This window comes from Pseudomonas sp. FP1742 (assembly GCF_030687145.1).
GTDB lineage: Bacteria > Pseudomonadota > Gammaproteobacteria > Pseudomonadales > Pseudomonadaceae > Aquipseudomonas > Aquipseudomonas frederiksbergensis_D.
The window spans coordinates 5,547,132-5,573,092 of record NZ_CP117460.1 but is presented as its reverse complement, the minus strand read 5'-3'; the positions used below and the strand labels follow the sequence as shown (position 1 = coordinate 5,573,092).

Annotated in this window: 24 protein-coding genes and 1 other RNA gene; 18 read left to right on the top strand and 7 right to left on the bottom strand. The window is 58.8% G+C overall.

Translation table 11 applies throughout. From position 1 onward, the window contains the following. The first annotated feature begins 69 nt into the window (after positions 1 to 69). The 5 genes from PSH64_RS25190 (at position 70) to PSH64_RS25170 (ending at position 7,878) form a co-directional block, all read left to right on the top strand. The gene (locus tag PSH64_RS25190; protein ID WP_105347928.1) at positions 70 to 1,959 is read left to right on the top strand and encodes a DUF1302 domain-containing protein; all 1,890 of its coding nucleotides are present in this window, start codon (positions 70 to 72) and stop codon (positions 1,957 to 1,959) included. A gap of 28 nt (positions 1,960 to 1,987) precedes the next feature. Beyond that, on the top strand, positions 1,988 to 3,352 hold the full coding sequence (locus tag PSH64_RS25185; RefSeq protein ID WP_105347926.1) for a DUF1329 domain-containing protein: 1,365 nt from the start codon (positions 1,988 to 1,990) through the stop codon (positions 3,350 to 3,352). 227 nt (positions 3,353 to 3,579) lie between these two features. Then, positions 3,580 to 6,315 (top strand): LuxR C-terminal-related transcriptional regulator, encoded by a 2,736-nt coding sequence (locus tag PSH64_RS25180; protein ID WP_305479028.1) that lies wholly within the window; start codon positions 3,580 to 3,582, stop codon positions 6,313 to 6,315. 85 nt (positions 6,316 to 6,400) lie between these two features. Then, positions 6,401 to 7,042 carry an MBL fold metallo-hydrolase gene (locus PSH64_RS25175; protein ID WP_305479026.1) on the top strand — a complete coding sequence of 214 codons (642 nt, stop codon included), beginning with the start codon at positions 6,401 to 6,403 and terminating at the stop codon, positions 7,040 to 7,042. A 104-nt stretch (positions 7,043 to 7,146) separates the two neighbouring features. Beyond that, positions 7,147 to 7,878: an OmpA family lipoprotein gene (locus PSH64_RS25170; protein WP_018930113.1), complete on the top strand. Its 732-nt coding sequence runs from the start codon at positions 7,147 to 7,149 to the stop codon at positions 7,876 to 7,878. Between the two features lie 245 nt (positions 7,879 to 8,123). Here the strand turns inward: PSH64_RS25170 and PSH64_RS25165 are convergent, their stop codons facing one another. Beyond that, the gene (locus tag PSH64_RS25165) at positions 8,124 to 8,558 is read right to left on the bottom strand and encodes a YhcB family protein (RefSeq protein ID WP_105347917.1); all 435 of its coding nucleotides are present in this window, start codon (positions 8,556 to 8,558) and stop codon (positions 8,124 to 8,126) included. Between the two features lie 144 nt (positions 8,559 to 8,702). On the opposite strand from PSH64_RS25165, the gene PSH64_RS25160 reads away from it, so the two are divergent. From PSH64_RS25160 to zapE, 3 genes are all read left to right on the top strand, one after another. Beyond that, positions 8,703 to 9,347 (top strand): alpha/beta hydrolase, encoded by a 645-nt coding sequence (locus tag PSH64_RS25160; protein WP_305479024.1) that lies wholly within the window; start codon positions 8,703 to 8,705, stop codon positions 9,345 to 9,347. 24 nt (positions 9,348 to 9,371) lie between these two features. Next, positions 9,372 to 10,727 carry a tryptophan--tRNA ligase gene (locus PSH64_RS25155; protein ID WP_305479022.1) on the top strand — a complete coding sequence of 452 codons (1,356 nt, stop codon included), beginning with the start codon at positions 9,372 to 9,374 and terminating at the stop codon, positions 10,725 to 10,727. A 90-nt stretch (positions 10,728 to 10,817) separates the two neighbouring features. Further along, positions 10,818 to 11,912 carry a cell division protein ZapE gene (zapE, locus tag PSH64_RS25150; RefSeq protein WP_305479020.1) on the top strand — a complete coding sequence of 365 codons (1,095 nt, stop codon included), beginning with the start codon at positions 10,818 to 10,820 and terminating at the stop codon, positions 11,910 to 11,912. Between the two features lie 169 nt (positions 11,913 to 12,081). Here zapE and PSH64_RS25145 read toward each other — a convergent pair whose 3' ends face one another. Continuing rightward, positions 12,082 to 12,978 (bottom strand): GlxA family transcriptional regulator, encoded by an 897-nt coding sequence (locus tag PSH64_RS25145; RefSeq protein ID WP_181150731.1) that lies wholly within the window; start codon positions 12,976 to 12,978, stop codon positions 12,082 to 12,084. Positions 12,979 to 13,222: 244 nt separating this feature from the next. Between PSH64_RS25145 and PSH64_RS25140 the strand changes: the two genes are divergently transcribed. Further along, entirely contained in the window at positions 13,223 to 14,359 is a 1,137-nt protein-coding gene (locus PSH64_RS25140; protein WP_305479018.1) for an acyl-CoA dehydrogenase family protein, read from the top strand. Between the two features lie 50 nt (positions 14,360 to 14,409). Here PSH64_RS25140 and PSH64_RS25135 read toward each other — a convergent pair whose 3' ends face one another. Further along, the gene (locus tag PSH64_RS25135; RefSeq protein ID WP_305479017.1) at positions 14,410 to 15,450 is read right to left on the bottom strand and encodes an NADP(H)-dependent aldo-keto reductase; all 1,041 of its coding nucleotides are present in this window, start codon (positions 15,448 to 15,450) and stop codon (positions 14,410 to 14,412) included. A gap of 245 nt (positions 15,451 to 15,695) precedes the next feature. On the opposite strand from PSH64_RS25135, the gene rplM reads away from it, so the two are divergent. The 7 genes from rplM to PSH64_RS25100 all read left to right on the top strand — a co-directional run bounded on the left by rplM (position 15,696) and on the right by PSH64_RS25100 (position 20,582). Then, the gene (rplM, locus tag PSH64_RS25130; protein WP_007939824.1) at positions 15,696 to 16,124 is read left to right on the top strand and encodes a 50S ribosomal protein L13; all 429 of its coding nucleotides are present in this window, start codon (positions 15,696 to 15,698) and stop codon (positions 16,122 to 16,124) included. Between the two features lie 14 nt (positions 16,125 to 16,138). Then, entirely contained in the window at positions 16,139 to 16,531 is a 393-nt protein-coding gene (rpsI, locus tag PSH64_RS25125; RefSeq protein WP_003205364.1) for a 30S ribosomal protein S9, read from the top strand. 266 nt (positions 16,532 to 16,797) lie between these two features. Further along, complete coding sequence (gene petA / locus PSH64_RS25120; RefSeq protein ID WP_105347901.1) at positions 16,798 to 17,391, top strand: ubiquinol-cytochrome c reductase iron-sulfur subunit; 594 nt, start codon at positions 16,798 to 16,800, stop codon at positions 17,389 to 17,391. Further along, entirely contained in the window at positions 17,391 to 18,602 is a 1,212-nt protein-coding gene (locus PSH64_RS25115) for a cytochrome bc complex cytochrome b subunit (RefSeq protein ID WP_305479015.1), read from the top strand. Before petA ends, PSH64_RS25115 begins: the two co-directional genes overlap by 1 nt. After that, complete coding sequence (locus PSH64_RS25110; RefSeq protein ID WP_305479013.1) at positions 18,602 to 19,384, top strand: cytochrome c1; 783 nt, start codon at positions 18,602 to 18,604, stop codon at positions 19,382 to 19,384. Before PSH64_RS25115 ends, PSH64_RS25110 begins: the two co-directional genes overlap by 1 nt. 150 nt (positions 19,385 to 19,534) lie before the next feature. Beyond that, positions 19,535 to 20,152, top strand: coding sequence for a glutathione S-transferase N-terminal domain-containing protein (locus PSH64_RS25105; RefSeq protein ID WP_007905304.1), 618 nt, complete (start codon positions 19,535 to 19,537; stop codon positions 20,150 to 20,152). A gap of 16 nt (positions 20,153 to 20,168) precedes the next feature. After that, a complete protein-coding gene (locus PSH64_RS25100; RefSeq protein WP_018930121.1) occupies positions 20,169 to 20,582 on the top strand; it encodes a ClpXP protease specificity-enhancing factor in 414 nt (137 codons plus the stop codon). A gap of 99 nt (positions 20,583 to 20,681) precedes the next feature. Here PSH64_RS25100 and PSH64_RS25095 read toward each other — a convergent pair whose 3' ends face one another. The 4 genes from PSH64_RS25095 to PSH64_RS25080 form a co-directional block, all read right to left on the bottom strand. Then, positions 20,682 to 21,260 carry a BON domain-containing protein gene (locus PSH64_RS25095; RefSeq protein ID WP_019582358.1) on the bottom strand — a complete coding sequence of 193 codons (579 nt, stop codon included), beginning with the start codon at positions 21,258 to 21,260 and terminating at the stop codon, positions 20,682 to 20,684. Beyond that, complete coding sequence (locus tag PSH64_RS25090) at positions 21,257 to 21,850, bottom strand: phosphoheptose isomerase (RefSeq protein WP_007904374.1); 594 nt, start codon at positions 21,848 to 21,850, stop codon at positions 21,257 to 21,259. Before PSH64_RS25090 ends, PSH64_RS25095 begins: the two co-directional genes overlap by 4 nt. A gap of 104 nt (positions 21,851 to 21,954) precedes the next feature. Further along, entirely contained in the window at positions 21,955 to 22,317 is a 363-nt protein-coding gene (locus tag PSH64_RS25085; protein ID WP_305481207.1) for a YraN family protein, read from the bottom strand. Further along, the gene (locus PSH64_RS25080; RefSeq protein WP_105347895.1) at positions 22,317 to 24,128 is read right to left on the bottom strand and encodes a penicillin-binding protein activator; all 1,812 of its coding nucleotides are present in this window, start codon (positions 24,126 to 24,128) and stop codon (positions 22,317 to 22,319) included. The genes PSH64_RS25085 and PSH64_RS25080 overlap by 1 nt, the downstream gene beginning before the upstream one ends. 177 nt (positions 24,129 to 24,305) lie before the next feature. Here PSH64_RS25080 and rsmI point away from each other — a divergent pair, with 177 nt between their 5' ends. Both rsmI and rnpB read left to right on the top strand, forming a co-directional pair. Continuing rightward, entirely contained in the window at positions 24,306 to 25,211 is a 906-nt protein-coding gene (rsmI, locus tag PSH64_RS25075) for a 16S rRNA (cytidine(1402)-2'-O)-methyltransferase (RefSeq protein WP_181150730.1), read from the top strand. A 75-nt stretch (positions 25,212 to 25,286) separates the two neighbouring features. Continuing rightward, positions 25,287 to 25,640: RNase P RNA component class A (rnpB, locus tag PSH64_RS25070), an RNA gene on the top strand. Positions 25,641 to 25,961: the final 321 nt, after the last annotated feature.

Below are 25,961 nucleotides of genomic sequence, written 5' to 3'. Positions count from 1 at the left end.
GGCTTCCGGTCACCCACAACGTTTTTAAAAGTACTCAGCCATAACAATAATGCACATGGAGTAGCGTCGATGACATCAGTAAACCAGTTCTGGCGCCGGGCGAAACTGCCCCTGGCGGTCAGTCTCGCCTCTTCGCTCGCCGGGCCAGCATTCGGCGTCAGTTTCAACGTCGGTGAAATCGAAGGTCAATTCGACTCATCCCTGTCGATCGGGGCCAGTTGGTCTACTCAGAGTCCCAACAAGAACCTCATCGGTGTCAATAACGGGGGCCATGGCCTGTCCCAGACGTCCGATGACGGTCACGCCAACTTCAAGAGCGGTGAAACCTTCTCGAAAATCTTCAAGGGTATCCATGACCTTGAATTGAAATACGGCGACACCGGGGTCTTTGTCCGGGGCAAATACTGGTACGACTTCGAACTCAAGGATGAAAGCCGCGAATTCAAGGACATCAGCGACAGCAATCGCAAGGAAGGCGCCAAGTCTTCCGGCGGCCAGATCCTCGACGCCTTCGTCTACCATAATTACTCCATTGCCGATCAGCCGGGCTCCGTGCGTCTGGGCAAACAGGTGGTGAGCTGGGGTGAAAGTACCTTCATCGGCGGCGGTATCAACTCGATCAACCCGATCGACGTATCCGCATTCCGTCGTCCTGGCGCCGAGGTCAAGGAAGGTCTGATTCCGGTCAACATGTTCTACGTGTCCCAGAGCCTCACCGACACGCTGTCGGCCGAAGCCTTCTATCAACTGGAATGGGACCAGACCGTTGTCGATAACTGCGGCACCTTCTTCTCCCAACCCGACATCATTGCCGACGGTTGCGACAACAACCTGCGCGTGCTGAACAAGCGTTCGACCATTCCGGGCGCCGCCTTGCCTACATTGACCAGGCTGGGCGTCGACGTTAACGACGAAGGTGTACTGGTACGTCGTGGCCCTGATCGCGATGCACGGGACAGCGGCCAGTGGGGCGCGTCCCTCAAGTACATGTTCGAGCCGCTGGACACCGAGTTCGGTGCCTACTTCATGAACTATCACAGCCGTGCGCCGATCTTCAGCGCTACGGGGGCTCCAGCATCGGCCTATGCGCGGGCAGCGGCCTTGCCGGGGGCGCTTCGGGCTCTGGCGCCGTTGGTGGTCGCGGGTAACTCGAACTATTTTGTCGAGTACCCGGAAGACATCCGCCTCTATGGCTTGAGCTTCTCCACCACCCTGCCCACCGGCACGGCGTGGAGTGGCGAGATCAGCTACCGTCCGAACGCACCGGTGCAACTCAACTCCACCGACATTCTGTTCGCCGGCGTGCGTCCATTGGGTGGCGCCCTGACCAATGCTTCGCTGCTGAATGGTGTGCCAGGTCAGGACTTGCATGGCTATCGCCGCAAGGAAATCACCCAGTTCCAGACCACCCTGACGCACTTCTTCGATCAGGTCATGGGCGCCAGCCGTCTGACCCTGGTGGGCGAAGTGGGCGTGACCCATGTCGGCGGCCTGGAAAGCAGCTCTGATGTCCGTTATGGCCGTGACCCGGTCTACGGACCTGGTGAATTGCCGTCCACCGGTGGCCTCGACACCTGTTCGGCGATTCTCAACACCAGCACCATCAACGGTGCCGGCGCAGGTGCTGCCACCAACAACCGCAGCCGTAATTGCAACAACGACGGCTTCACTACGGCCACTTCGTGGGGCTATCGCGCCCGGGCCATCTGGGATTACAACGACGTATTTGCCGGGGTGAACCTCAAGCCGAACGTGGCCTGGTCCCACGACGTGAGCGGTTACTCGCCCGGCCCTGGCGGCAACTTCGAGGAAGGTCGTAAGGCGGTGAGCCTGGGTCTGGATGCCGAATACCAGAACACTTACACCGCGAGCCTGGCGTACACCAACTTCTTCGACGGCAAGTACACCACCGTGGATGACCGCGATTTCGTTGCGCTCAGCTTCGGCGTGAACTTCTAAGCACTGTATTTTCAGGACGAACACATTTATGAAAATAACAAAGAGTCTGTTCCACGTTGGCGTTCTGGGGCTTTCGCTGCTGGCGACCGGTGTCATGGCGGCGGTCCCTGCGGCCGAAGCGGACAAGCTGGGCAAGAGCCTGACCCCGATGGGGGCCGAGATGGCAGGCAACGCCGACGGCTCGATCCCTGCCTGGAAACCCATGCCGAAAAACGCCGGTAGCGTGGACAGCAAGGGGTTTCTGTCTGATCCGTACGCGAGTGAAAAACCGCTGTTCACCATCACCGCGCAGAACGTCGACCAGTACAAGGACAAGCTCGCGCCGGGCCAGTACGCGATGTTCAAGCGCTACCCGGAAACCTTCAAGATGCCGGTCTATCCATCCCATCGCGGCGCCACCGTGCCGGATGAGGTGTTTGCCTCCATCAAGAAGAACGCTACCAACACTAATCTAGTGTCCGGCGGTAATGGTCTGGAGAACTTCGAAACCGCGATCCCTTTCCCGATTCCGAAAAGCGGCGTTGAGGTGATCTGGAACCACATCACCCGTTATCGCGGCGGCAGTGTGACCCGTCTGATAACCCAGGCCACGCCGCAGCCGAACGGCTCGTTCAGCCTGGTGTATTTCGAGGATCAGTTCGTGTTCCGCGACAGGATGAAGGATTTCGATCCGAAGAACCCGGGCAACATCCTGTTCTACTTCAAGCAGAAAGTGACCGCGCCGGCTCGTCTGGCCGGTGGCGTGCTGCTGGTGCATGAAACCCTCGACCAGGTTAAAGAACCGCGTTCGGCGTGGGTCTACAACGCCGGGCAGCGCCGTGTGCGTCGTGCGCCGCAAGTGTCCTACGACGGGCCGGGTACCGCTGCCGATGGCCTGCGTACCTCCGACAACCTGGACATGTACAACGGTGCGCCGGATCGCTATGACTGGAAGCTCGAAGGCAAGAAAGAGATGTACATCGCCTCCGACAGCTACAAGCTCGATTCGCCACAGCTGAAGTACGCCGACATCATCAAGGCCGGTCACATCAACCAGGATCTGGCTCGCTATGAACTGCGTCGGGTCTGGCATGTGGTCGCGACCCTGAAGGAAGGTCAGCGTCACATCTACGCCAAACGTGACTTCTACATCGACGAAGACACCTGGCAGGCGGCTGTGGTCGACCACTACGACGGTCGCGGGCAACTGTGGCGCGTCGCCGAGGCTCACTCCGAGAACTACTACGACAAGCAAGTGCCGTGGTATGCCCTCGAAACCTTGTACGACCTGCAGTCGGGCCGCTACCTGGCACTGGGCATGAAGAACGAAGAGAAGTCGGCCTATAACTTCGGTTTCACCGCCAGCACCGCCGATTTCACTCCGGCCGCGTTGCGTCAGGAAGGCGTTCGCTAAAAACGTTGTAACCCGAGGCCGCATCCTCGAAAAAAACGCCCCGACTGGTTCGGGGCTTTTTTTTGGAAGTTCATAAAGAGCGTCGTAGCAGCTGTCCGGTATACCGACATTTTTGGTTGTAGTCTTTTTGTAGTCATTTGTAGCAATAACCTTCAATAGCTCTTCGTTTACCGCTAGGCTGCGGACATCTGTAACGCCGCCATCAGTATTTCAAACAAGAGCCGGCCATGACTGATCTGTCCCCACTTCCGGGTCCTGCAAGCGTTGCCGTCGCGGCACTGGACGGGCGCTTTTTCCGGCCTCCACTGCCCGACGGCCATGTGCTGCGGCCGCGTCTGTGCGAGCGCCTGAGTGCAGGCCTGGGTGGCAGGCTGCTGCTGGTCAGCGCGCCGGCGGGGTTCGGCAAGAGTTCATTGGCGGTGGAGTTTTGTCAGGGACTACCGGATCACTGGCAAAGCCTGTGGCTGGGTTTAAGTCCACGGGACAGCGATCCCGGCCGCTTTCTTGAGCGGTTGCTCGAAGGTCTTCAGGAGTATTTTCCGCAACTGGGCAGTCAGGCGCTGGGGCTGCTGAAAATGCGCCAACGTCATCAGCCATTTGCCTTCGAAGAATGGCTGGACGGTTTGCTCGATGAACTGGCCGTGCATCTTTCACCCGGTAAGCCGCTGCTGCTGGTGCTTGATGACTATCATCTGGCCCAAGGCCCGGTGCTTGATCGTTGTCTGCAGTTTTTCCTCAATCATTTACCCGATGGCCTGCTGGTCATGGTCACCAGCAGGCAGCGTCCCGACTGGCATCTGGCGCGGCTGCGGCTGTCGCGACAGTTGCTCGAGCTGCATGAGCAGGATCTTCGACTGACCCACGATGAAGCCCTGAGCCTGCTTGATCGACACAGCATTTCATTGCGTGGCGAGGCGCTGGAGAATCTGATCCAGCGCAGTGAAGGCTGGGTGGCCGGGTTGCGCTTCTGGCTGCTGGCGGCCTCCGAGGCGGGCAGTGAGGGCGCATTGCCCCAATCGTTGTACGGTGGGGAAGGGCTGATTCGCGATTACCTGCTCGAAGAAGTCATCGATTGCCTGCCCGCCGAGGTGCAGTCATTCCTGTACGAGACCGCGCCTCAGGAGCGCTTTTGCAGCGAACTGTGCGACGCCGTGCGCGAAGCCCATGACAGCGCCGAGATCCTGCGTTTCCTGCTGGCGCATCAGGTGTTCCTGGTGCCGCTGGACGAACACGGTCACTGGTTTCGCTATCACCACCTGTTTTCCGACCTGCTGCGCAGCCGGCCCACCGCCCAGGCGATGGTACCGACGGCCAGCCTCCATCTGCGTGCTTGCCGCTGGTTCAATGCCCAAGGGTTACTCGATGAGGCGGTAGAGCAGGCGTTGCGTGCCGGGCATCTGGACGTTGCAGCAAATCTGGTACAAAACCTCTCTGAAGAACAGCTGCTGGCCGAGCAGAACGTCGGCATGCTGCTGCGCTGGAAAATGGACTTGCCCGACAGCCTGTTGATCAGCACGCCACGGCTGATCGTGCTCTACAGCTGGGCGTTGGGGCTGGCCTGCCAGCTGGACGCTGCCGAGGAGCTGGCCAGTCATCTGAGCCGCTTCCTGCCGGCCCCATCGGCTACCGCGCAAAAATCCATGCTGGCGCAATGGCTGGCCCTGAGCGGCATCATTGCCCGGGGGCGAGGCAATCGCGAGCTGACGTTGCTCTATTGCACCGAAGCACTGGAAAGCCTGCCGGCCAAACGCTATGGGCAGCGGCTGATGTGCCTCTCGACTTTATCCAATCTGGCCATTGCCGACAGCGACCTCTGGCGTGCACGAGGGTTGAACCGTGAGTCCCTGGAGCTGGCGCAACGGGTCGGCAATCCGCTGTTCGAGGCGCTGGCTCATTACGATCGCGCCCGCGTGCTGCAGGCGCGTGGGGAGATTCTTCGTTCACTGGATGAAGTCCGTCAGGGGTTGCAACGCTTGCAAGGTTTATCCCCTCAACGACTCTATGCGGTGCGCGCACGCCTGACCTTGTACGAGGGTTTTTTACTGGCCCTGCGCTTGCAACCCCAGGCCGCACGGGCACGTTTGCTCGCGGGGTTGGGTGAAGCCAGGGCCTGTCGTGACATCAGCGTACTGATCGGCCACTGTGTTATTGCCCGGCTGGACGGCAGCAGCGGCGAATTTGCAAAAGCCTTCGCCGAACTCGCCGAGGCCGAGCGGCTGATGCACATCTGGGACGTTCCGCCGATTTACTATCTGGCGATGATTACCCTGGTCAAATGCGAGCTGTGGCTGGCCCAGGGCCGCATCGATCTGGCCGAAGCCTGGCTCGCGCGATTGGGCCAGACCTACAACGGCGAGCACCCGGCGGCCCCCCCGGAATTCCATCCACAACTGCCGCTGCACATTGAGTTGCAACAGGCGGTGCTGGACATGATGAAGGGCCAGCCCATGCTCGCCGAAGGGCGCTTGAACGCACTGCATGAACACGGTCAGCGCAGTGGCCGGCAGATGCTCAGCGTGATGGCGCTGAGTCAGAAAGTCATGCTGTTGCTGGTGAGCGGGCGCGAACCCGAGGCCCGCAAGGCGCTGGCCCAGGCTTTGGAAGCGGCCGCCGGAGGTGTCCTGCAACCGTTTGACCGATTACTGGCTGAGCACGCGGACTGGCTGCGTGGGCAACTTCAACTCTGTGCGCCGACGGCCGTTTCGCAGAGCCTCTCGGAAAAACTTCCGGCCATGGTTTCCCGAGCGGTGGTGGAGTCATCCCCTTCGGAACAGCTCAGTACGCGCGAGCTGGCCGTTCTGCGGCTGATCGCGCAAGGGTGTTCGAATCAGGAAATCAGTGATCAGTTGTTTATTTCATTGCACACAGTCAAGACCCATGCCAGTCATATCAACAGTAAGTTGGGGGTGGAGCGGCGTACGCAGGCCGTGGCTCGGGCGAAGGAGTTGGGGGTATTGGGGTAACGCATTGTTACGAAGCAGATGCGCATAAATGGATTAAGGCAATTTTGTGCCAAAATTGGCCATTCCTGTTTTCCGAGCGTGCCCGATGTCTCAGCAACCCACCCTCATCCGCGAAACCTTCCCCGTCGGCCCGTTGCAGTGCAACTGCACAATCATCGGCGACCCGATCACCAAAAAGGCCATCGTGGTCGACCCGGGTGGCAATCACGAACTGATTCTGGCGCGGCTCGACGCCCTGGGCCTGAAGGTGGTCAGCATCATCCATACCCACGCGCACCTCGATCACTTCCTGGCCTCCGGCCAGATGAAGGAGAAAACCGGCGCGACCCTGCACCTGCATAAAGAAGATCAATTTCTCTGGGACAATCTGGAGATGCAGTGCCAGATGTTCGGCGTGCCTTACACCCCGGTGCCATCGCCGGATCGCTGGTTGGCCGATGATGAAGAGTTGGCGTGCGGGTGTGGCGTGGCGTTGCACACGCCGGGTCATACACCAGGTTCCATGAGCTTCTGGTTTTCAGAGGCTAAGCTGCTGATTGCCGGTGACACGCTGTTCAAGCGTGGGGTAGGGCGCACGGATTTGTGGGGTGGCGATCAGGCAACGCTCGTGCGATCGATCAAGCAGCGGTTGTATACCCTCGATGAAGAGGCAACCGTAGTGGCCGGGCATGGTCCGGACACCTGTCTGGGCGATGAAATGCGCGGTAACCCCTTTGTAAGAGCTTGAAGGGCTTTGACGGAATTTTTGTCGTTGCCAGTGATCCAACGCCCGCAAAGGTTCATTGCTTAAGTCCGTTGCACCACAGAATGCAAAAAAGTAGGAGCTCCTCCATGTTCACCTCGCGTCGTTTGATCGTTGTCGCTACTGCAGTGGCTCTGTTGTCCGGTTGTGCATCGCCGAACCCTTATGACAACCAGGGTCAGGCCGATGGCAGCTCCACGGGCATGAGCAAAACCGCCAAATACGGTGGCCTCGGCGCCCTGGCCGGTGCGCTGGCCGGTGCTGCCATCAGTCACGATAACCGTGGCAAGGGCGCGCTGATTGGCGCCGCCGTGGTGGGGGCTTCCGCCGCCGGTTACGGTTACTACGCCGACCAGCAGGAGAAAAAGCTGCGCGCCAGCATGGCCAACACCGGGGTTGAGGTGCAGCGCCAGGGCGATCAGATCAAGCTGATCATGCCGGGCAACATCACCTTCGCCACCGATTCGGCGAACATCGCGTCGAGCTTCTATCAGCCGCTGAACAATCTGGCGGGCTCGCTCAAGGAGTTCAACCAGAACCAGATCGAGATCGTCGGCTACACCGACAGCACCGGCAGCCGTCAGCACAACATGGACCTGTCCCAGCGTCGTGCGCAGAGCGTGGCGACCTACCTGACCTCCCAGGGTGTCAGCGGCGCCAACCTGTCGGCACGTGGCGCCGGGCCGGATAACCCGATTGCCAGCAACGGTGATGCCAATGGCCGGGCGCAGAACCGCCGTGTCGAGGTCAACCTGAAGGCGATTCCGGGCCAGCAATATGGCGGTCAGCAACAGCCAGGCACTGTTCAGCAGTACCCATAAGCAGCTGATCTCTCCCTGAAATGAAAATGCCCGATCCTTAAATGATCGGGCATTTTTTTTGTGCCGCCTGTACTGACCTCTTCGCGGGCAAGCATGGCTGTCACAATATTTCGCTCATCGCCGATCCATTGTGGGAGCGGGCTTGCCCGCGAAGAGGCCTGAACAGGCGATGAAACGCTTCAGAAATGAAAAAGCCCCCGGACAATCACTCGTCCGAGGGCTTTTTCATGTCGCGCGAAACCTGATTACTTCTTCAGGCCGTAATGCTCATCGAGCATGCCCGGCGCGTTCGGGGCTTTGGGAGCGTAATCGCGAGGCGGTTCCTGATCGCGCGGTGGCGTCAGGCGTTCCCGTGGAGCCTGCGCCGCGTCGGCGTGCAGGGCAGCCAGCAAGCGTTGGCGAGTCTGCTCGTCCAGGGCCAGGCGGTTGGCGCCCTCGGCGAGATGATCCTGCACTTCCTGATAGCTCTGAGTCAGTTTCTTGACCAGGTTTGCAGTGCTGTTGAAGTGGGTGACCACTTCGTTCTGATAATTGTCAAAACGTTCCTGAATATCATCCAGCTGACGTTGCGTGCGGTTAGGCGCGGCATTCGGCACCAGGCGAGCGATCAGGAATCCAATGGCGACACCCACAACCAGGGCAAGAGTCGGCAACAACCAAACTAAGAGCGAGTGTTCCACGAGTCCTTCCTCTATAAACGGCTTTGCTTTACGTTAACGGCTCGAACCTGCGCTGTATACCGCGATTCACTCGCAATAGATTGGCACAGACAATTGGCTAGACGAGTCGACCCGATTCGAGGTCACGGAGTTCCTTCCTTGCTTATGCGCGAAACCCCTGTAGTGATTGACGGCCCAGTCGGCCAACTGGAAGCCCTGTATCTGGAAAACAAGAGCCTGGATATTGAACAGCCCCGGGGCCTGGCGCTGATCTGCCATCCGAACCCGGTGCAAGGCGGCACCATGCTCAACAAAGTCGTCTCGACCTTGCAGCGCACCGCACGCGATGCCGGTTTGGTTACCTTGCGTTTCAATTACCGTGGCGTCGGTGCCAGTGAAGGCATGCACGACATGGGCACCGGCGAAGTCGACGATGCCCAGGCAGCGGCCGAGTGGCTGCTGGCCAAACATCCTGAATTACCTTTGACCCTGTTCGGTTTCTCCTTCGGCGGTTTTGTTGCGGCCAGTCTCGGCGGACGCCTGGAAGCCACGGGCGAGCAGATCAAGCATCTGTTCATGGTCGCGCCTGCGGTCATGCGTCTGGGTGATCAGGATCAATTGCCGCAACAAGGTACATTGACCCTGATCCAGCCGGAAACCGACGAAGTGATCGATCCGCAACTCGTTTACGATTGGTCCGACGCACTCGATCGCCCCCATGAGCTGCTGAAAGTGGCAGAATGCGGACACTTTTTTCATGGCAAGCTGACCGATCTCAAGGATCTGATCCTGCCGCGTCTTTCGAATTGATTGCAGTCTGACAAGCGATTACCCATGACGACTCGTACCCGTATCCTCACCGGCATCACCACCACCGGCACGCCACACCTGGGCAACTACGCCGGGGCTATCCGCCCGGCGATTCTTGCCAGCCGTGACAGCAATGCCGATTCGTTCTACTTCCTGGCCGACTACCACGCCCTGATCAAATGCGATGACCCGCTGCGCATCCAGCGCTCGCGTCTGGAAATCGCCGCGACCTGGCTGGCCGGTGGTCTGGATGTGGATCGCGTGACCTTCTATCGTCAGTCCGACATCCCGGAAATCCCTGAGCTGACCTGGCTGCTGACCTGCGTGGCCGCCAAGGGGCTGCTCAACCGTGCCCACGCCTACAAGGCATCGGTGGACAAGAACGTCGAGAACGGCGAAGACCCGGATGCGGGCATCACCATGGGCCTGTACAGCTACCCGGTGCTGATGGCAGCGGACATCCTGATGTTCAATGCCCACAAGGTGCCGGTGGGCCGTGACCAGATCCAGCACGTGGAAATGGCCCGTGACATCGGCCAGCGCTTCAACCACTTGTTCGGCCAGGGCAAGGAGTTCTTCACCATGCCCGAGGCGCTGATCGAGGAAAGCGTCGCCACCTTGCCAGGCCTCGACGGTCGCAAGATGTCGAAGAGCTACGACAACACCATCCCGTTGTTCAGCAGCGCCAAAGAGATGAAAGACGCGATCTCGCGGATCGTCACCGACTCCCGTGCTCCGGGCGAAGCCAAGGATCCGGACAATTCGCACCTGTTCACCTTGTTCCAGGCCTTCGCAACACCGGCACAGTCCGACGAGTTCCGCAGCGAATTGCTCCAGGGCCTGGGTTGGGGGGAGGCGAAGAACCGACTGTTCCAACTGCTCGACAGCGAGCTGGGCGAGTCCCGCGAACGTTATCACCAGTTGATCGAGCGCCCGGCAGACCTGGAAGACATCCTGCAGATCGGCGCCAAAAAGGCCCGTGCCGTGGCCACGCCGTTCCTTGGCGAGCTGCGTGAAGCAGTCGGCCTGCGCTCTTTCATTGCCCAGACCCAAGTCGCTGCGGTCACCAAGAAGAAAGCCGCGAAAGCCGCGCGTTTTGTCAGCTTCCGTGAAGACGACGGCAGTTTCCGCTTCCGTCTGCTGGCGGCCGATGGCGAACAACTGCTGTTGTCGCGCCACTTCGCTGACGGCAAAACCGCAGGACAAGTGACCAAACAGCTGCAATCCGGCCAACCGCTGGACGTACGCAGTGAAGACCTGAGCTTCAGCGTGTGGCTGGAAGGCGAGTGCGTTGCCGACAGCCCGGCCTTCGCCGACAGCGCTGCTCGTGATGCGGCCATCGACGCGTTGCGGGTTGCGTTGACACCGATTCAGGAATAACCAACGGCTCGGTCCGACCAAGGGCCGATTGCCATTCCCACGGGCCGTCGCTACAGTGACGGCCCGTTTTTGTTGCCTTGCTAACGAATTATGACGCCCCTAGAACGATATCAAGCTGATCTGAAACGCCCGGAATTCTTCCATGATGCAGCCCAGGAAACGGCGGTGCGTCATTTGCAGCGCCTGTACGACGATCTGGTCGCAGCCTCGCAGAACAAGCCAGGCCTGCTCGGCAAACTATTTGGCAAGAAAGACCAGGTGCCGGTCAAGGGTCTGTACTTCTGGGGCGGCGTTGGTCGCGGCAAGACTTACCTGGTCGACACCTTCTTCGAAGCGCTGCCGTTCAAGGAAAAGACCCGCACTCACTTCCACCGCTTCATGAAGCGCGTACACGAAGAAATGAAGACGCTGGGCGGCGAGAAAAACCCGCTGACCATCATCGCCAAGCGTTTCTCCGACGAATCGCGAGTGATTTGTTTCGATGAGTTTTTCGTCTCCGACATCACCGACGCCATGATCCTGGGCACGCTGATGGAAGAGCTGTTCAAGAACGGCGTGACCCTGGTCGCGACCTCGAACATCGTGCCGGACGGTCTGTACAAGGACGGTCTGCAACGAGCGCGCTTCCTGCCGGCCATTGCGCTGATCAAACAGAACACCGAGATCGTCAACGTCGACAGCGGCGTCGATTACCGTCTGCGTCACCTGGAGCAAGCGGAGCTGTTCCACTTCCCGCTGGACGAGGCCGCCCAGGAAAGCCTGCGCAAGAGCTTCCGGGCCCTGACGCCGGAATGCACGGCAGCCATCGAGAACGATGTACTGGTGATCGAGAATCGTGAAATCCGTGCCGTGCGTACCTGCGATGACGTGGCCTGGTTCGACTTCCGCGAGCTCTGCGACGGCCCACGTAGCCAGAACGATTACATCGAGCTGGGCAAGATCTTCCATGCTGTGTTGCTCAGCAATGTCGAGCAGATGAGTGTCACCACCGACGACATCGCCCGGCGTTTTATCAACATGGTCGACGAGTTCTACGACCGTAACGTGAAGCTGATCATCTCTGCCGAAGTCGAGCTTAAAGACCTCTACACCGGCGGTCGCCTGACCTTCGAGTTCCAGCGCACGCTTAGCCGCTTGCTGGAGATGCAATCACACGAGTTCCTGTCCCGGGCGCACAAGCCGTAAGATATTTCGCAAATGAAAAAGGCCTGCAATGCAGGCCTTTTTCATGCGCGGCAGATTTCCTGTGGGAGCGGGCTTGCTCGCGAAAGCTGTCTGACATTCAACATTGATGTCGACTGATACACCGCTTTCGCGGGCAAGCCCGCTCCCACATTGGATTTGTGTCTAGTCCTTAAGCCGCCTGCTGAAACTGCTGCCGATACTGGTTCGGCGACAGCTCCGTATGCTGGCGGAACAGCCGGGCGAAGAAGCTCGCATCGTCGTAACCGACTTCATAGCTGATGGTCTTGATGCTCTTGCGGCTGCCGGACAGCAAGCCCTTGGCCGTCTCGATGCGCAGCCGTTGCAGGTAATGCAGCGGCTTGTCGCCGGTGGCGGTCTGGAAGCGGCGCATGAAGTTGCGGATGCTCATGCCGTGTTCGCGGGCCACGTCTTCGAAGCGGAATTTATCGGCGAAGTGCTCTTCGAGCCAATGCTGGATTTGCAGGATGATCACGTCCTGATGAAGTTTTTGCCCGCCGAAGCCGATTCGTCCCGGCGCATAGCTGCGCTGCACTTCGTAGAGAATGTCGCGGGCCACGGCCTGGGCGACGTTGGCGCCGCAAAAGCGCTCGATCAGGTAAATGTAGAGGTCACAGGCCGAGGTGGTGCCGCCGGCGCAATACAGGTTGTCGGCGTCGGTCAGGTGTTTGTCCTGATTGAGCTGAACCTGCGGGAAGCGTTCGGCGAAGGCGTTGAAGAAACGCCAGTAAGTGGTCGCTTCCTTGCCGTTGAGCAGCCCGGCTTCGGCGAGCCAGAACACCCCCGTGGCCTCGCCGCAAAGCACGGCGCCACGGGCGTGTTGCTCGCGCAGCCATGGCAGGACCTGTGGATAACGTTTGCATAGAGTGTCGAAATCGTCCCAGAAGGCGGGGAGGATGATGACATCGGCATTTTCCAGGCCGCCGTCCACCGGCATGATCACGTCGCTGAAGCTGTTCACCGGTTTGCCGTCGGGGCTGACCAACCGGGTTTCAAACGCCGGTGTCAGGCCTTGGCCCAGTTGTTTGCCATAGCGCAGGCTGGCCAGGTGGAAGAAATCCTTGGCTTGCATGAGGGTGGAAGCGAAAACCCGGTCGATAGCCAGGATACTGACGCGCCGCAAGGGCTTTGAGACTTGGTTAGACATAATTCAACTTTATTTTTATAGGGGAAAGTGGTCACCAGACGGCTGGATCGTCTTATTTTTTGTCGGATGTGTCCAGTGTCCTGTATCGGAAGCGAGGCTTAGTCTCTGAAGGTCAATTCCGTCTAACAATAACGACAGGTGCCGCATGATCCCCAGAACCTTGTTCAGCCCCGACCACGAACTTTTTCGCGACAGCGTGCGAACGTTCCTCGAAAAAGAGGCCTTGCCGTTCCATGGGCAATGGGAAAAACAAGGCTATATCGACCGCAATCTCTGGAACAAGGCGGGGGAGGCGGGGATGCTCTGTTCCCATCTGCCGGAAGAATACGGCGGGCTGGGCGCTGACTTTCTCTACAGCACGGTGGTGATCGAGGAGATCGGCCGCCTGGGGTTGACCGGGATCGGCTTTTCTCTCCATTCGGACATTGTTGCGCCTTACATCCTGCATTACGGCAGTGAAGCGCTGAAGCACAAATACCTGCCCAAGCTGGTGTCTGGCGAAATGGTGACGGCCATTGCCATGACCGAGCCGGGTGCCGGTTCCGATCTGCAAGGGGTGAAAACCACCGCCGTGCTGGAGGGTGACGAATACGTGATCAACGGTTCGAAGACCTTCATCACCAACGGCTTTCTGGCTGACCTGGTGATCGTTGTGGCCAAGACTGATCCCAAGGCGGGGGCGAAGGGCACCAGTCTGTTTCTGGTGGAGGCCAACACGCCGGGTTTCGCCAAGGGCAAGCGTCTGGAAAAGGTCGGCATGAAGGCTCAAGACACCTCGGAGCTGTTCTTTCAGGACGTTCGAGTGCCCAAGGAAAACCTGCTGGGCCAGGCCGGGATGGGCTTCGCTTACCTGATGCAAGAGTTGCCGCAGGAGCGCTTGACGGTCGCGGTGGGTGGCTTGGCGTCAGCCGAAGCGGCGTTGCAATGGACGCTGGATTACACCCGTGAGCGCAAGGCGTTCGGCAAGGCTATCGCCGACTTCCAGAATACCCGCTTCAAGCTCGCTGAAATGGCGACCGAGATCCAGATCGGCCGGGTCTTCGTCGATCGTTGCCTGGAACTGCATCTGCAAGGCAAGCTCGACGTGCCGACGGCGGCGATGGCCAAGTACTGGGGCACCGACCTGCAATGCAAGGTGCTCGACGAATGCGTGCAGTTGCATGGCGGTTACGGCTTCATGTGGGAATACCCGATCGCCCGGGCATGGGCGGATGCGCGGGTGCAGCGGATCTATGCCGGGACCAATGAAATCATGAAGGAGATTATTGCGCGGTCGCTGTAATGCAGCGTGATCGTTCCCATGCTCTGCGTGGGAACGATCGTCGACGTAAGTTACGGCGCAGGATTCGGCTGATCCTGGTGAATCGCCTCAATGCCTGCCAGCACTTCATCCGACAGCTTCAAATCGACACTGGCAATGTTGCTGTCCAGTTGCTCAAGCGTGGTGGCGCCAATGATGTTGCTGGTCACGAATGGCTGTTGTGTGACGAACGCCAGCGCCATCTGCGCCGGGTCCAGGCCGTGTTTACGGGCCAGTGCCACGTAACGACTGCACGCTGCTTCCGACTGTGGGTTGAAATAGCGGCTGAAGCGGCTGTAGAGGCTCAGGCGACCTTTGGGCGGGCGCGCGCCACCTTCGTATTTGCCCGACAGGAAGCCGAACGCCAAGGGTGAGTAGGCGAGCAGACCGCATTGTTCGCGGATCGCGATCTCCGCCAGGCCGACTTCGAAGCTGCGATTGAGCAGGTTGTAGGGGTTCTGGATCGACACCGCGCGTGGCCAGCCACGGGCTTCGGCGAGGGCGAGGAAGCGCATGGTGCCCCACGGGGTTTCATTGGACAGGCCGATGTGGCGGATCTTGCCGGCCTTGACCTGCTCGTCCAGCGCTTCGAGGGTGTCTTCCAGTGGCGTTAGATTGGCTTCGATCTTGTGTTTGTAACCCAGCTGACCGAAGAAATTGGTGCTGCGTTCCGGCCAGTGCAGTTGATAGAGGTCGATGTAATCGGTCTGCAAGCGCTTGAGACTGGCGTCCACGGCTTCGCTGATGTGTTGGCGGTTGTGCCGCAGGTTTTTGTCGCGAATGTAATCGATGGTGTTGCCGGGGCCAGCGATCTTGCTCGCCAGGATCCAGTCGGCGCGGTCACCGCGGCTTTTGAAATAGTTGCCGATGTAACGTTCGGTGGTGGCGTAGGTTTCGGCCTTGGGCGGTACCGGGTACATTTCGGCGGTGTCGATGAAATTGATCCCGGCGCTCTTGGCCCGTTCGATCTGGGCGAAGGCTTCAGCCTCGCTGTTTTGCTCGCCCCAGGTCATGGTGCCGAGGCAGAGTGCACTCACGTTCAGATCGGTACGGCCTAGCTGGCGATAGTCCATCGGGTGCTCCTTGGGCAAAACAATCATAAAAGCAGGTTGAAATATTTTTCGCAATCTGCATAATTGCGCACCTCTTTCTGCAGTGGAAGTGATGCGCCGCCGCCGAAGAATCTTGCCGTTGAACGGACGCGCCGACCCGAGCCCCCGAAAGCGTCTGTATCCGGCTGCCTTTGACTTGTCAAAGTACGCACTATTCAGTAAGATCCGCCGTCTAATTTACAGGGCGGCCCCTGAGGCTATAAAGAATGAAAACTTTTACTGCTAAACCGGAAACAGTAAAGCGCGACTGGTTTGTCGTCGACGCTGCTGGTCAGACCCTGGGTCGTCTGGCCACTGAAATCGCGAGCCGTCTGCGTGGCAAGCACAAGGCTGAGTACACTCCTCACGTTGACACCGGCGACTACATCGTCGTAATCAACGCCGAGCAAGTACGTGTTACTGGCGCTAAAACCACTGACAAAATGTACTACTCCCACTCCGGTTTCCCGGGCGGCATCAAGTCGATCAACTTCGAAAAGCTGATCGCTAAAGCCCCTGAGCGCGTGATCGAGACCGCGGTCAAAGGCATGCTGCCTAAGAACCCGCTGGGTCGCGACATGTATCGTAAGCTGAAAGTCTATGCGGGCGCTGCTCACCCTCATACTGCTCAGCAGCCCCAAGAACTGAAGTTTTAACGGAATAGTTCATTATGTCGGCGACTCAAAATTACGGCACTGGCCGTCGCAAGACTGCAACCGCACGCGTTTTCCTGCGTCCGGGCACTGGTAACATCTCCATCAACAACCGTTCGCTGGATAATTTCTTCGGCCGCGAAACTGCCCGCATGGTAGTTCGTCAGCCGCTGGAATTGACTGAGACTGTCGAGAAGTTCGACATCTACGTCACCGTGATCGGCGGTGGTGTAAGTGGTCAAGCTGGCGCAATCCGCCACGGTATCACTCGCGCTCTGATGGACTACGACGAAACTCTGCGCGGTGCTCTGCGCAAAGCCGGCTTCGTAACCCGCGATGCACGTGAAGTTGAACGTAAGAAAGTCGGTCTGCGTAAAGCGCGTAAGCGTCCGCAGTACTCGAAGCGTTAATTCGCTTTCACGTTCAAAAAGAACGCCCAGCTTCTCGCGAAGCTGGGCGTTTTTTTATGGGCGCGATTTATCAGGGAATTACGCTGTGACAACTTGCCACATCCGCAGAGGCCCTATACTGCAAGGCTTGGCAGTGGAGCCCTTCGGTAATTACCTTGTCAGAATTGGGGCTTTTCATTACCATTCGGCAAAATTTTTATAAGTTCAGATTTTTACTTAGTAGACGCCTGATTTAACAGGCCACAAAGCTGATGGGAGAGGACTGAATGAGCAATGACGGCGTGAATGCAGGCCGGCGTCGCTTCTTGGTAGCAGCCACATCCGTGGTGGGTGCTGCAGGAGCGGTGGGGGCTGCGGTCCCGTTCGTGGGGTCATGGTTTCCCAGTGCCAAGGCGAAAGCCGCAGGTGCACCGGTGAAAGTGAATGTCAGCAAAATCGAGCCAGGTCAGCAAATGATTGCTGAGTGGCGCGGCCAGCCGGTGTTCATCGTCCGCCGTACCGAGGAAATCCTGGGGAATCTGAAAAAGATCGAGGGCCAGTTGTCTGACCCCACCTCCAAGAACTCGACACAACCGGCTTATGTCGACCCGCAAACGCGTTCGATCAAGCCGCAAGTCCTGCTGCTGATCGGTATCTGTACTCACCTGGGGTGCTCACCGACCTTCCGTCCGGAAGTGGCACCTGCCGATCTGGGCAAGGATTGGGTCGGGGGCTACTTCTGCCCTTGCCACGGTTCCCACTACGATTTGGCTGGCCGCGTCTACAAGTCGCAACCCGCGCCTTTGAACCTGCCAGTTCCCCCGCATTCCTATGAGACCGATGACATCATTGTCATTGGCGTCGATACGGAGAAAGCGTGATGAGCAAGTTCATGGATTGGGTTGATGCGCGCTTTCCCGCAACCAAAATGTGGGAAGACCATCTCAGCAAGTATTACGCCCCGAAGAACTTCAACTTCTTCTATTTCTTTGGCTCCCTGGCGCTGCTCGTTCTGGTCAACCAGATCGTTACCGGTGTCTGGCTGACCATGAGCTACACCCCGTCGGCGGAAGAAGCGTTTGCTTCCGTCGAATACATCATGCGCGACGTCGAGTACGGCTCGATCCTGCGTCTGTTGCACTCCACCGGCGCTTCGGCGTTCTTCATCGTGGTTTATCTGCACATGTTCCGTGGCCTGCTCTACGGTTCGTACCAGAAGCCGCGCGAGCTGGTGTGGGTGTTCGGCATGCTGATCTACCTGGCGCTGATGGCTGAAGCCTTCATGGGTTACCTGCTGCCGTGGGGCCAGATGTCCTACTGGGGTGCCCAGGTGATCATCTCGCTGTTCGGTGCGATCCCGGTCATCGGTAACGACCTGACCCAGTGGATCCGTGGTGACTACCTGATTTCCGGTATTACCCTGAACCGCTTCTTCGCCCTGCATGTGGTGGCCTTGCCGATCGTGATCCTCGGTCTGGTGGTACTGCACATTCTGGCGCTGCACGAAGTCGGTTCGAACAACCCGGACGGCGTGGACATCAAGAAACACAAAGACGAAAACGGCGTACCGCTGGACGGCATTGCCTTCCACCCGTACTACACCGTGAAAGATATCGTCGGCGTGGTGGTGTTCCTGTTCATCTTCTGCACGATCGTATTCTTCTTCCCGGAAATGGGCGGCTACTTCCTCGAGAAGCCGAACTTTGAAGTGGCGAATGCCTTCAAGACTCCTGTGCACATCGCTCCGGTCTGGTACTTCACACCGTTCTACGCGATTCTGCGGGCGGTTCCGGACAAGCTCCTGGGTGTTGTTGCCATGGGTGCTTCGATTGCCTTGCTGTTCGTCCTGCCCTGGCTTGACCGTAGCCCGGTCAAGTCCATGCGCTACAAGGGCTGGCTGAGCAAGATCTGGCTCTGGGTGTTCTGCATCTCCTTCCTGATTCTTGGTTGGCTGGGTGTCATGGCGCCTACCCCGGAGCGTACGTTGCTGTCGCAGGTATGTACCTTCCTGTACTTCGCCTACTTCATTCTGATGCCGTTCTACACCAGGCTCGAGAAGACCAAACCGGTTCCGGAAAGGGTGACTGGCTGATGAAAAAGCTATTTGCTGTACTGATTCTTGCGGCGATGCCTGTACTGTCCTTTGCGGCCGAACCGGGTGGGCCCGAGCTGGAAAAGGTCGACATCGACGTTTCCGACAAAGCCGCCATGCAAGACGGCGCGCGTACATTCGCCAACTACTGCATGGGCTGCCACAGTGCCAAGTTCCAGCGCTACGAGCGTGTCGCCGATGACCTCGGCATTCCTCATGAGCTGATGCTCGAGAAACTGGTGTTCACTGGCGCCAAGATTGGCGACCACATGAGCATCGGCATGCAGCCGGCTGACGCCAAGGCCTGGTTCGGTGCGGCGCCGCCCGACCTGACCCTGGTGGCTCGTGTGCGTGGCACTGACTGGCTCTACGGCTACCTGCGTTCGTTCTATGAAGACCCGTCGCGCCCATGGGGTGTGAACAACAAGGTGTTCCCGAACGTCGGCATGCCTAATGTTCTGGTCGGCTTGCAGGGTCGTCAGGTGGTAGGCTGTAAACAGATTCAAGTCGTCGACGAAGGTAAGAAGCAATACGATCCTCTGACCGGCACCGCCTTGACCCATGAGGCGTGCGATCAGCTGACTGTATTGCCGAAAACCGGCACGCTGACCGAAGAGCAGTTCAACGAGAAGGTCAAGAATCTGGTGACCTTCCTGGCCTATTCGGCCAACCCGGTGAAGCTGCAGCATCAGCGCATCGGTACCTATGTGTTGCTGTACCTGGCGTTCTTCTTCGTATTCGCTTACTTGCTCAAGCGTGAATACTGGAAAGACGTCCATTGATTAAGCTGTAAGCCATTGCTGTTAATCGCGCGCGCCCAGGGGCGTCTCTGAAGGTGTAACGAGTCTGGTGATCCAGGCGTTACGGGAGGCGCCCTCTGGGCGCGCGTGTTTTTCCGTTTTCGATAATTTCAACAAGCGAGGAGGACCGCCATGGGCGTGACCAATCGGTTGGCCTGTTACTCCGACCCCGCCGACCACTATTCCCACCGAGTGCGCATCGTACTTGCAGAGAAGGGTGTCAGCGCCGAGATCATTTACGTGGAGGCTGGTCGCCAGCCACCTAAACTGATTGAAGTGAACCCTTACGGAAGCCTGCCCACCCTGGTCGATCGTGACCTGGCGTTGTGGGAGTCGACCGTGGTGATGGAATATCTGGATGAGCGTTACCCGCACCCGCCGTTACTGCCGGTTTATCCCGTGGCGCGTGCCAACAGCCGTCTGCTGATTCATCGTATTCAGCGTGACTGGTGTGGCCTGGTGGATCTGATTCTGGATTCGCGGACCAAGGAAGCAGCCCGTGTAGTGGCTCGTAAAGAGCTGCGCGAAAGCCTGACAGGCGTGTCGCCGTTATTCGCCGACAAGCCGTTTTTCCTCAGTGAGGAACAAAGTCTGGTGGATTGCTGCCTATTGCCAATACTCTGGCGATTGCCGATTCTGGGTATAGAACTGCCGCGGCCTGCCAAGCCGCTGCTTGATTACATGGAGCGCTCGTTTGCGCGTGAGGCTTTCCAGGCGAGTCTGTCTGGTGTCGAACGCGATATGCGCTAAGGCTTAAGGAGCCGCTATGAACTCCAGTCGACCTTATCTGGTCCGCGCGCTCTACGAGTGGATTGTGGACAACGATTGCACCCCGCACATGCTGGTCAATTCCGAGTATCCGTCGGTGCAGGTGCCTCAGGGTTTTGCCAGTGACGGGCAGATTGTCCTGAACGTATCCCCGGCAGCCGTGCGTCATTTGCACATGGATAACGAGGCGGTCAGTTTCGAGGGGCGCTTCGGTGGTGTGCCGCACACGCTGTACGTGCCTATCGCGTCGATCCTGGGCATTTACGCTCGGGAGAACGGCCAAGGCATGGTGTTCGATATGGAATCGCCGCTAGAGGACGAGGAAGACATCGAGCCGGATGATGATGTTCCGCCACCCGACAGCGAGCCACCGCGTCCCAGCGGTCGACCAAGTTTGAAGGTGGTGAAGTAATAAAAAAGGCGATCCGCAAGGATCGCCTTTTTTATTACTGTAGGGGCCAGGCTTGCCGGCGAAGGCGATCTCAAGGATGCCATCGCCGGTAAGCAAGTATCAGTCGATGTACTCAAACAGCTTCACGATCTTCTGCACGCCGGAAACGCCCTGCACCAGATTGGTCGCCTGCGCCGCTTCCTGCTTGGTCAGCAGGCCGAGCAGATACACGATGCCGTTTTCGGTCACGACCTTGATGCGCGAGCCCGGGATAGAGGGATCGGTGAGCATCTGGGTCTTGATCTTGGTGGTCAGCCACGTGTCGTTCTGGCGCGCCAGCAGCGAGGAGGGCTGCAGCACTTGCAGCTCGTTGTGTACCTTCTTCACGCGCTGAACGGAGGCGGCAACCTGTTCGGCCTTGGCCTTGAGGTCGGCGCGCGGGGTTTGCCCGGCCAGCAACACCACGCCGTTGAAGCTGGTGACGACGATGTGCGAGTTGTTGTCCAGGTCCGGATCGGCCTTGGCGATGTTTACACCGGCCTTGGTTTCGATCAGGGAGTCGTCGATTTTGCTGCCGAAGGTGCGGGTGCCACGGTCATCGTCGATTGGCGCTTCGCGGCTGGCGTTAACCACCGAGGTGCAGCCGCTGATGCCGAGGCACAGGGTCAAGGCCAGAAGGCCTAGGCGATTAGGGGTCATTCTTCACTCCCGAACAGTTGGCTGTCGATCAAATCGCAAAGGCAATGGATCGCCAGCAGGTGGACTTCCTGGATACGTGCAGTGACGTTGGCCGGTACGCGAATCTCGACGTCCTCGGGCAATAGCAGTGACGCCATGCCGCCGCCATCACGGCCCGTCAATGCTACGACAATCATTTCGCGATCATGTGCGGCCTGGATCGCTTGAATTATGTTCGCCGAGTTGCCGCTGGTGGAAATCGCCAGCAATACATCACCCGGCTGGCCCAGGGCGCGGATCTGTTTGGAGAATATTTCGTTATAGCTGTAATCGTTGGCGATCGAGGTGATCGTCGAGCTGTCGGTGGTCAATGCAATGGCCGGCAGGCTCGGGCGCTCGCGCTCGAAGCGGTTGAGCAGCTCGGACGAGAAGTGCTGCGCATCACCGGCGGAACCGCCGTTGCCGCAGGACAGCATTTTACCCTCGTTGAGCAGGGCGTTGACCATGACCTGGCTGGCTTGCTCGATGTGCGGTGCAAGTACGTCCATCGCCTGTTGCTTGGTGTCGATACTGGCCTGAAAAAGCTGGCGAATTCGCGATTGCATGTCCATCTGTGTGACCTTAATTAGCGCGGCTACTCGGCACATGAATGTGCAGCCCGCAAAGCAAAGAGCAAAAGTGTTGGGTGAAAGTGTCCGGTTCGGGGTGCAAGCGATCAACTGTCGAAGGCATTCTGCAACCAGTTCAACTGATCAAGGTTGCTGTCGATGGCAACCACGTCGAAGCGGCAGGGGGAATTGGCCCAACGCGACTCGCGCTGAAGAAAATACTGCGCGACGAAAATCAGTTTCTGCCGTTTGCGCCCATCGATGCTATCGAGTGCGCCACCCCATTGGGTGTTTTTTCTGTAGCGGACTTCGACGAATACTACTGTATCGCCATCAAGCATGACCAGATCAAGCTCGCCGCGTTTACACAACCAGTTCTGCGCCAGCAGGCGCAGACCCTGTTGTTGAAGATGCTCGAGCGCATGGCGCTCGGCATCCTTACCGCTTTGCTGGCGTGACCTGTCGGGCATCAGCGCGAGGTGTCCGGCAGGCGTTGAACCTGACCACTGACGAACTGTGCCCATGGCAGCTGACGCTCGACCCGTTGATTCTGAGTCATGCCCAGGCTGCCCGACTGGCCTTCGATGCGGCTGTCCGGCAAGGCCTTGAGTTGCCCCAGGCGCGGTGCCAGGCGATAGGCGTCAACGCCCATCGCGTACAGACGGCCCAGGCTGCCACCGGCTTGTGGCCATTGTGCGGTGACCTGTTTGCGCAGCGGGTCGTTGGCATCCAGCAGCCATGGGGTTTCGCAGAAGCGAATGCCGTTCATGTCGTTGTACTGGTTCTGGTCGCCGCTGGCGCTGAACACGTGGGAGGTGGCGTAAACCGGTACATCGCCCGCGTACTGGAAGTTCAGGGTCGGTTTGATCTGTTGAGCCTGTTGTGGGGTTGCGGCCAGGAAGATGAACTCGATGTCCTGACGACGCGAAGGCTGGGCGGCTACCTGCGAGCCAACGGTGCTTTGCAGGCTCTTGGCGCGGCCTTCGCTCTGGCGCAGTTGGAACATGTCGGCAATCTGCTGGGCCAGTTGCACCGGTTGATCGACACGCTCGGTGGCGACAATGCTGCCGCCGTTGGCTTGCCAATCCTGGCTGAACGCCCTGAGTACGCGGTCGCCCCATTCGCCTTTCGGCACCATGATGGCGGCGCGATGCAGGCCATCGGCGCGTGCACGACGGGATACTTCGCGCGCTTCGTCTTCAGCGGCAAGGCCGAACTGGAACAGCTGGGCCGGACCTTGTTCGCCTTCGCTGTAGTTCAACGCCAGAGTGGTGATCGGCAATTGCGGGCGAGCGCTGAGTTGTTTGACCAGCGGTTTTTCCAGCGGTCCTACCACCAGTTGCACGCCGTCGGCCTGGGCCTTGCGATAGAACTCGTCGAGGGAAGTCAGGCGCGAGCTGTCATAGAACTCGATGGCTGGCGGCTTCTGCCCGGCTTGTTGCGCCTGGTAGTGAGCGGCCATGAAGCCTTCGCGTAATGCTTTGCCGACCGAAGCCAGCGGGCCGTCTTGCGGCAGCAGCAGGGCAATTTTGCTCAGGGGCTGGCTGGCCAGTTCTTTAAGCTTGGTCAGTGGCAACGGCAGCTGGATGGCAGCCGGGTGCTTTGGATTCTTCGCGCGCCAGTTGTCGATCGCGGCTTGTTGCTGTTCCAGGGTGCCGGCCGTTTTCACTGCCTGGGCCAGGCTCAACCAGCCGCCGAGGTCGTCGTCGGTGGTCGGCTGCAATTGATCGGTTGGCAGCGAGGCGATCAGGGTCCAGATGGCTTCGTGGTTTTTACTCGCGGCTTCATCGTTCAGCATGGGCGCGATGAAAATGCGTTCCCGGGCGGCGGCCAGAGTCTGGCCATCGGCCTCAAGGGCGCGGGCATGGACGGTGCCGGTACGAACCTGTTGTTCGACTGGCAGTTCGCTCAGGCGTTGCAGGCTCGGATGGCTCAAGGCCGTCAGCGCCGCTTTGGGTTGATTGCGCACCATCGCCAACTCAGCCGCCAGGGTGCTGGCGAAGACCTGTTGGCCAGGCTTGAGTTGTTCCATCGGTACTTGTTGCAGGATTTGCGCGGACTGGCCGGCATTGCCCTGACGATAAGCCAGGTCAGCCGCACTCAAGCGCAGCAAGGCTGCCTTGTCCGGCGTTTTGCTTTGGGCGGCCTGTTCGAGCAGTTGCTCGATACTGGCATCCGGGGTCCGAGGAAGTTCGCCAAGGCTGGAGGAGGGTGAGCTGGCGCAAGCCGCCAGCAAGGCAGCGAGGCAGAGGGCAGAGAACAGCCGCAGGCAAGCGATCATGTAAGTGTTCCTGATACTCGATCAAATTAGCGTGGAATTGTACCCAAGCGCTGGCCGGGGCGCGATGTTACTGGCGTGAATCGATCAATTTAGCTCGTGCAAATGTTGCTGCACTGCACAAAAGGGCGGAAAACCGAGGGTTGCTCGCAGGTATCACGAATGTCGCTACGCGCTACAATGGCGGCTTTTACCGATCATGAGGTGTGCGCTTTGACTGCTCCAGGTGCTTTGAATTCCGCTGCTGGCTCGCTTTATGTGGTGGCGACGCCCATCGGCAACCTGGACGACATCAGTGCGCGCGCGCTGAAGATCCTGCGCGAGGTTTCCTTGATCGCTGCCGAAGACACTCGTCACTCCCAGCGATTGATGCAGCATTTCGGCATCCCCACGCCGCTGGCGGCCTGCCATGAACACAACGAGCGGGATGAAGGCAGTCGTTTTATCACACGTCTGTTGGCGGGCGACGATGTGGCGTTGATCTCCGACGCCGGGACACCGCTGATTTCCGATCCGGGTTATCACCTGGTGCGTCAGGCCCGCGCCGCCGGGATCAATGTGGTGCCGGTTCCGGGCGCCTGCGCATTGATCGCGGCATTGTCGGCGGCGGGGTTGCCATCGGACCGTTTCATTTTCGAGGGGTTTTTGCCGGCCAAGGCGGTCGGCCGGCGCGCTCGCCTGGAGCTGATAAAAGAAGAGCCGCGCACGCTGATTTTTTATGAAGCCCCCCACCGCATCCTTGAATGCCTGCAGGACATGGAGCTGGTCTTCGGCGCCGAGCGCCCGGCGTTGCTGGCGCGCGAACTGACCAAGACCTTCGAAACCCTTAAAGGCTTGCCGCTGGCCGAATTGCGCGAGTTCGTCGAATCGGACAGCAACCAGCAGCGCGGTGAGTGCGTAGTGCTGGTCGCCGGCTGGACTGCCCCGGAAACAGAAGACGCTGTCAGCAGCGAGGCCATGCGTATCCTCAATCTGTTGCTCGAAGAAATGCCGCTCAAGCGTGCGGCCGCATTGGCGGCGCAAATAACCGGCGAGCGCAAGAATGTGCTCTATCAGGTCGCTCTGGATAAACAGAAGGGCGAGTAAAAACCGACGCACAGTGCCGGCCAGAGGCTTTTAGCGCTTGTTCTTCGGTCGCTCTGCCGTTAACCTTCGCGGCGGAGAGTCGATCGGACAGTCGCTGCCTCCTATGAAAATTAGGGGGGGGAGGAAAGTCCGGGCTCCATAGGGCGAAGTGCCAGGTAATGCCTGGGAGGCGTGAGCCTACGGAAAGTGCCACAGAAAATAACCGCCTAAGCGCTTCGGCGCCGGTAAGGGTGAAAAGGTGCGGTAAGAGCGCACCGCACGTCTGGCAACAGTTCGTGGCTAGGTAAACCCCACTTGGAGCAAGACCAAATAGGGTCCCAAGGCGTGGCCCGCGCTGGGACCGGGTAGGTTGCTAAAGATGTCCAGTGATGGCCATCGTAGACGAATGACTGTTCAAGACAGAACCCGGCTTACAGATCGACTCTCCACCTTTTTTTCTTCTCTGCTTCAATCTTTGGCAGTGATGTGCGCGATGTGTGTAATGGCAATTTCCCTCCCTGCTGAATCAATAGCAGAAGCGCTTTTGTAATACCGAAAAAATCTTACTCTTAACAAACTACTTTAACTTCTGAATCCAGCCTTCTGTGCTGATTCAAGTTATTGAACAAATTCAGCCGTCAGATTCTCGTTCCCCCTCCTTTTGCGCTCCTAAATCTCCGTTCTGTAAGGCTTTTCCTTCTATCCGCGCCTTGACGGTGTGGTGGGGGCATTCCTATAGTGTGCGCAAGTGGCGGAAAGTGGCATGAAGTG

Bases quoted from the DNA above. Each gene is read 5' to 3' on its own strand.
- PSH64_RS25190 (WP_105347928.1), top strand. From the start codon at position 70: ATGACATCAGTAAACCAGTTCTGGCGCCGGGCGAAACTGCCCCTGGCG.
- PSH64_RS25185 (WP_105347926.1), top strand. From the start codon at position 1,988: ATGAAAATAACAAAGAGTCTGTTCCACGTTGGCGTTCTGGGGCTTTCG.
- PSH64_RS25180 (WP_305479028.1), top strand. From the start codon at position 3,580: ATGACTGATCTGTCCCCACTTCCGGGTCCTGCAAGCGTTGCCGTCGCG.
- PSH64_RS25175 (WP_305479026.1), top strand. From the start codon at position 6,401: ATGTCTCAGCAACCCACCCTCATCCGCGAAACCTTCCCCGTCGGCCCG.
- PSH64_RS25170 (WP_018930113.1), top strand. From the start codon at position 7,147: ATGTTCACCTCGCGTCGTTTGATCGTTGTCGCTACTGCAGTGGCTCTG.
- PSH64_RS25160 (WP_305479024.1), top strand. From the start codon at position 8,703: ATGCGCGAAACCCCTGTAGTGATTGACGGCCCAGTCGGCCAACTGGAA.
- PSH64_RS25155 (WP_305479022.1), top strand. From the start codon at position 9,372: ATGACGACTCGTACCCGTATCCTCACCGGCATCACCACCACCGGCACG.
- zapE (WP_305479020.1), top strand. From the start codon at position 10,818: ATGACGCCCCTAGAACGATATCAAGCTGATCTGAAACGCCCGGAATTC.
- PSH64_RS25140 (WP_305479018.1), top strand. From the start codon at position 13,223: ATGATCCCCAGAACCTTGTTCAGCCCCGACCACGAACTTTTTCGCGAC.
- PSH64_RS25135 (WP_305479017.1), bottom strand. From the start codon at position 15,450: ATGGACTATCGCCAGCTAGGCCGTACCGATCTGAACGTGAGTGCACTC.
- rplM (WP_007939824.1), top strand. From the start codon at position 15,696: ATGAAAACTTTTACTGCTAAACCGGAAACAGTAAAGCGCGACTGGTTT.
- rpsI (WP_003205364.1), top strand. From the start codon at position 16,139: ATGTCGGCGACTCAAAATTACGGCACTGGCCGTCGCAAGACTGCAACC.
- petA (WP_105347901.1), top strand. From the start codon at position 16,798: ATGAGCAATGACGGCGTGAATGCAGGCCGGCGTCGCTTCTTGGTAGCA.
- PSH64_RS25115 (WP_305479015.1), top strand. From the start codon at position 17,391: ATGAGCAAGTTCATGGATTGGGTTGATGCGCGCTTTCCCGCAACCAAA.
- PSH64_RS25110 (WP_305479013.1), top strand. From the start codon at position 18,602: ATGAAAAAGCTATTTGCTGTACTGATTCTTGCGGCGATGCCTGTACTG.
- PSH64_RS25105 (WP_007905304.1), top strand. From the start codon at position 19,535: ATGGGCGTGACCAATCGGTTGGCCTGTTACTCCGACCCCGCCGACCAC.
- PSH64_RS25100 (WP_018930121.1), top strand. From the start codon at position 20,169: ATGAACTCCAGTCGACCTTATCTGGTCCGCGCGCTCTACGAGTGGATT.
- PSH64_RS25095 (WP_019582358.1), bottom strand. From the start codon at position 21,260: ATGACCCCTAATCGCCTAGGCCTTCTGGCCTTGACCCTGTGCCTCGGC.
- PSH64_RS25090 (WP_007904374.1), bottom strand. From the start codon at position 21,850: ATGGACATGCAATCGCGAATTCGCCAGCTTTTTCAGGCCAGTATCGAC.
- PSH64_RS25085 (WP_305481207.1), bottom strand. From the start codon at position 22,317: ATGCCCGACAGGTCACGCCAGCAAAGCGGTAAGGATGCCGAGCGCCAT.
- PSH64_RS25080 (WP_105347895.1), bottom strand. From the start codon at position 24,128: ATGATCGCTTGCCTGCGGCTGTTCTCTGCCCTCTGCCTCGCTGCCTTG.
- rsmI (WP_181150730.1), top strand. From the start codon at position 24,306: ATGGCGGCTTTTACCGATCATGAGGTGTGCGCTTTGACTGCTCCAGGT.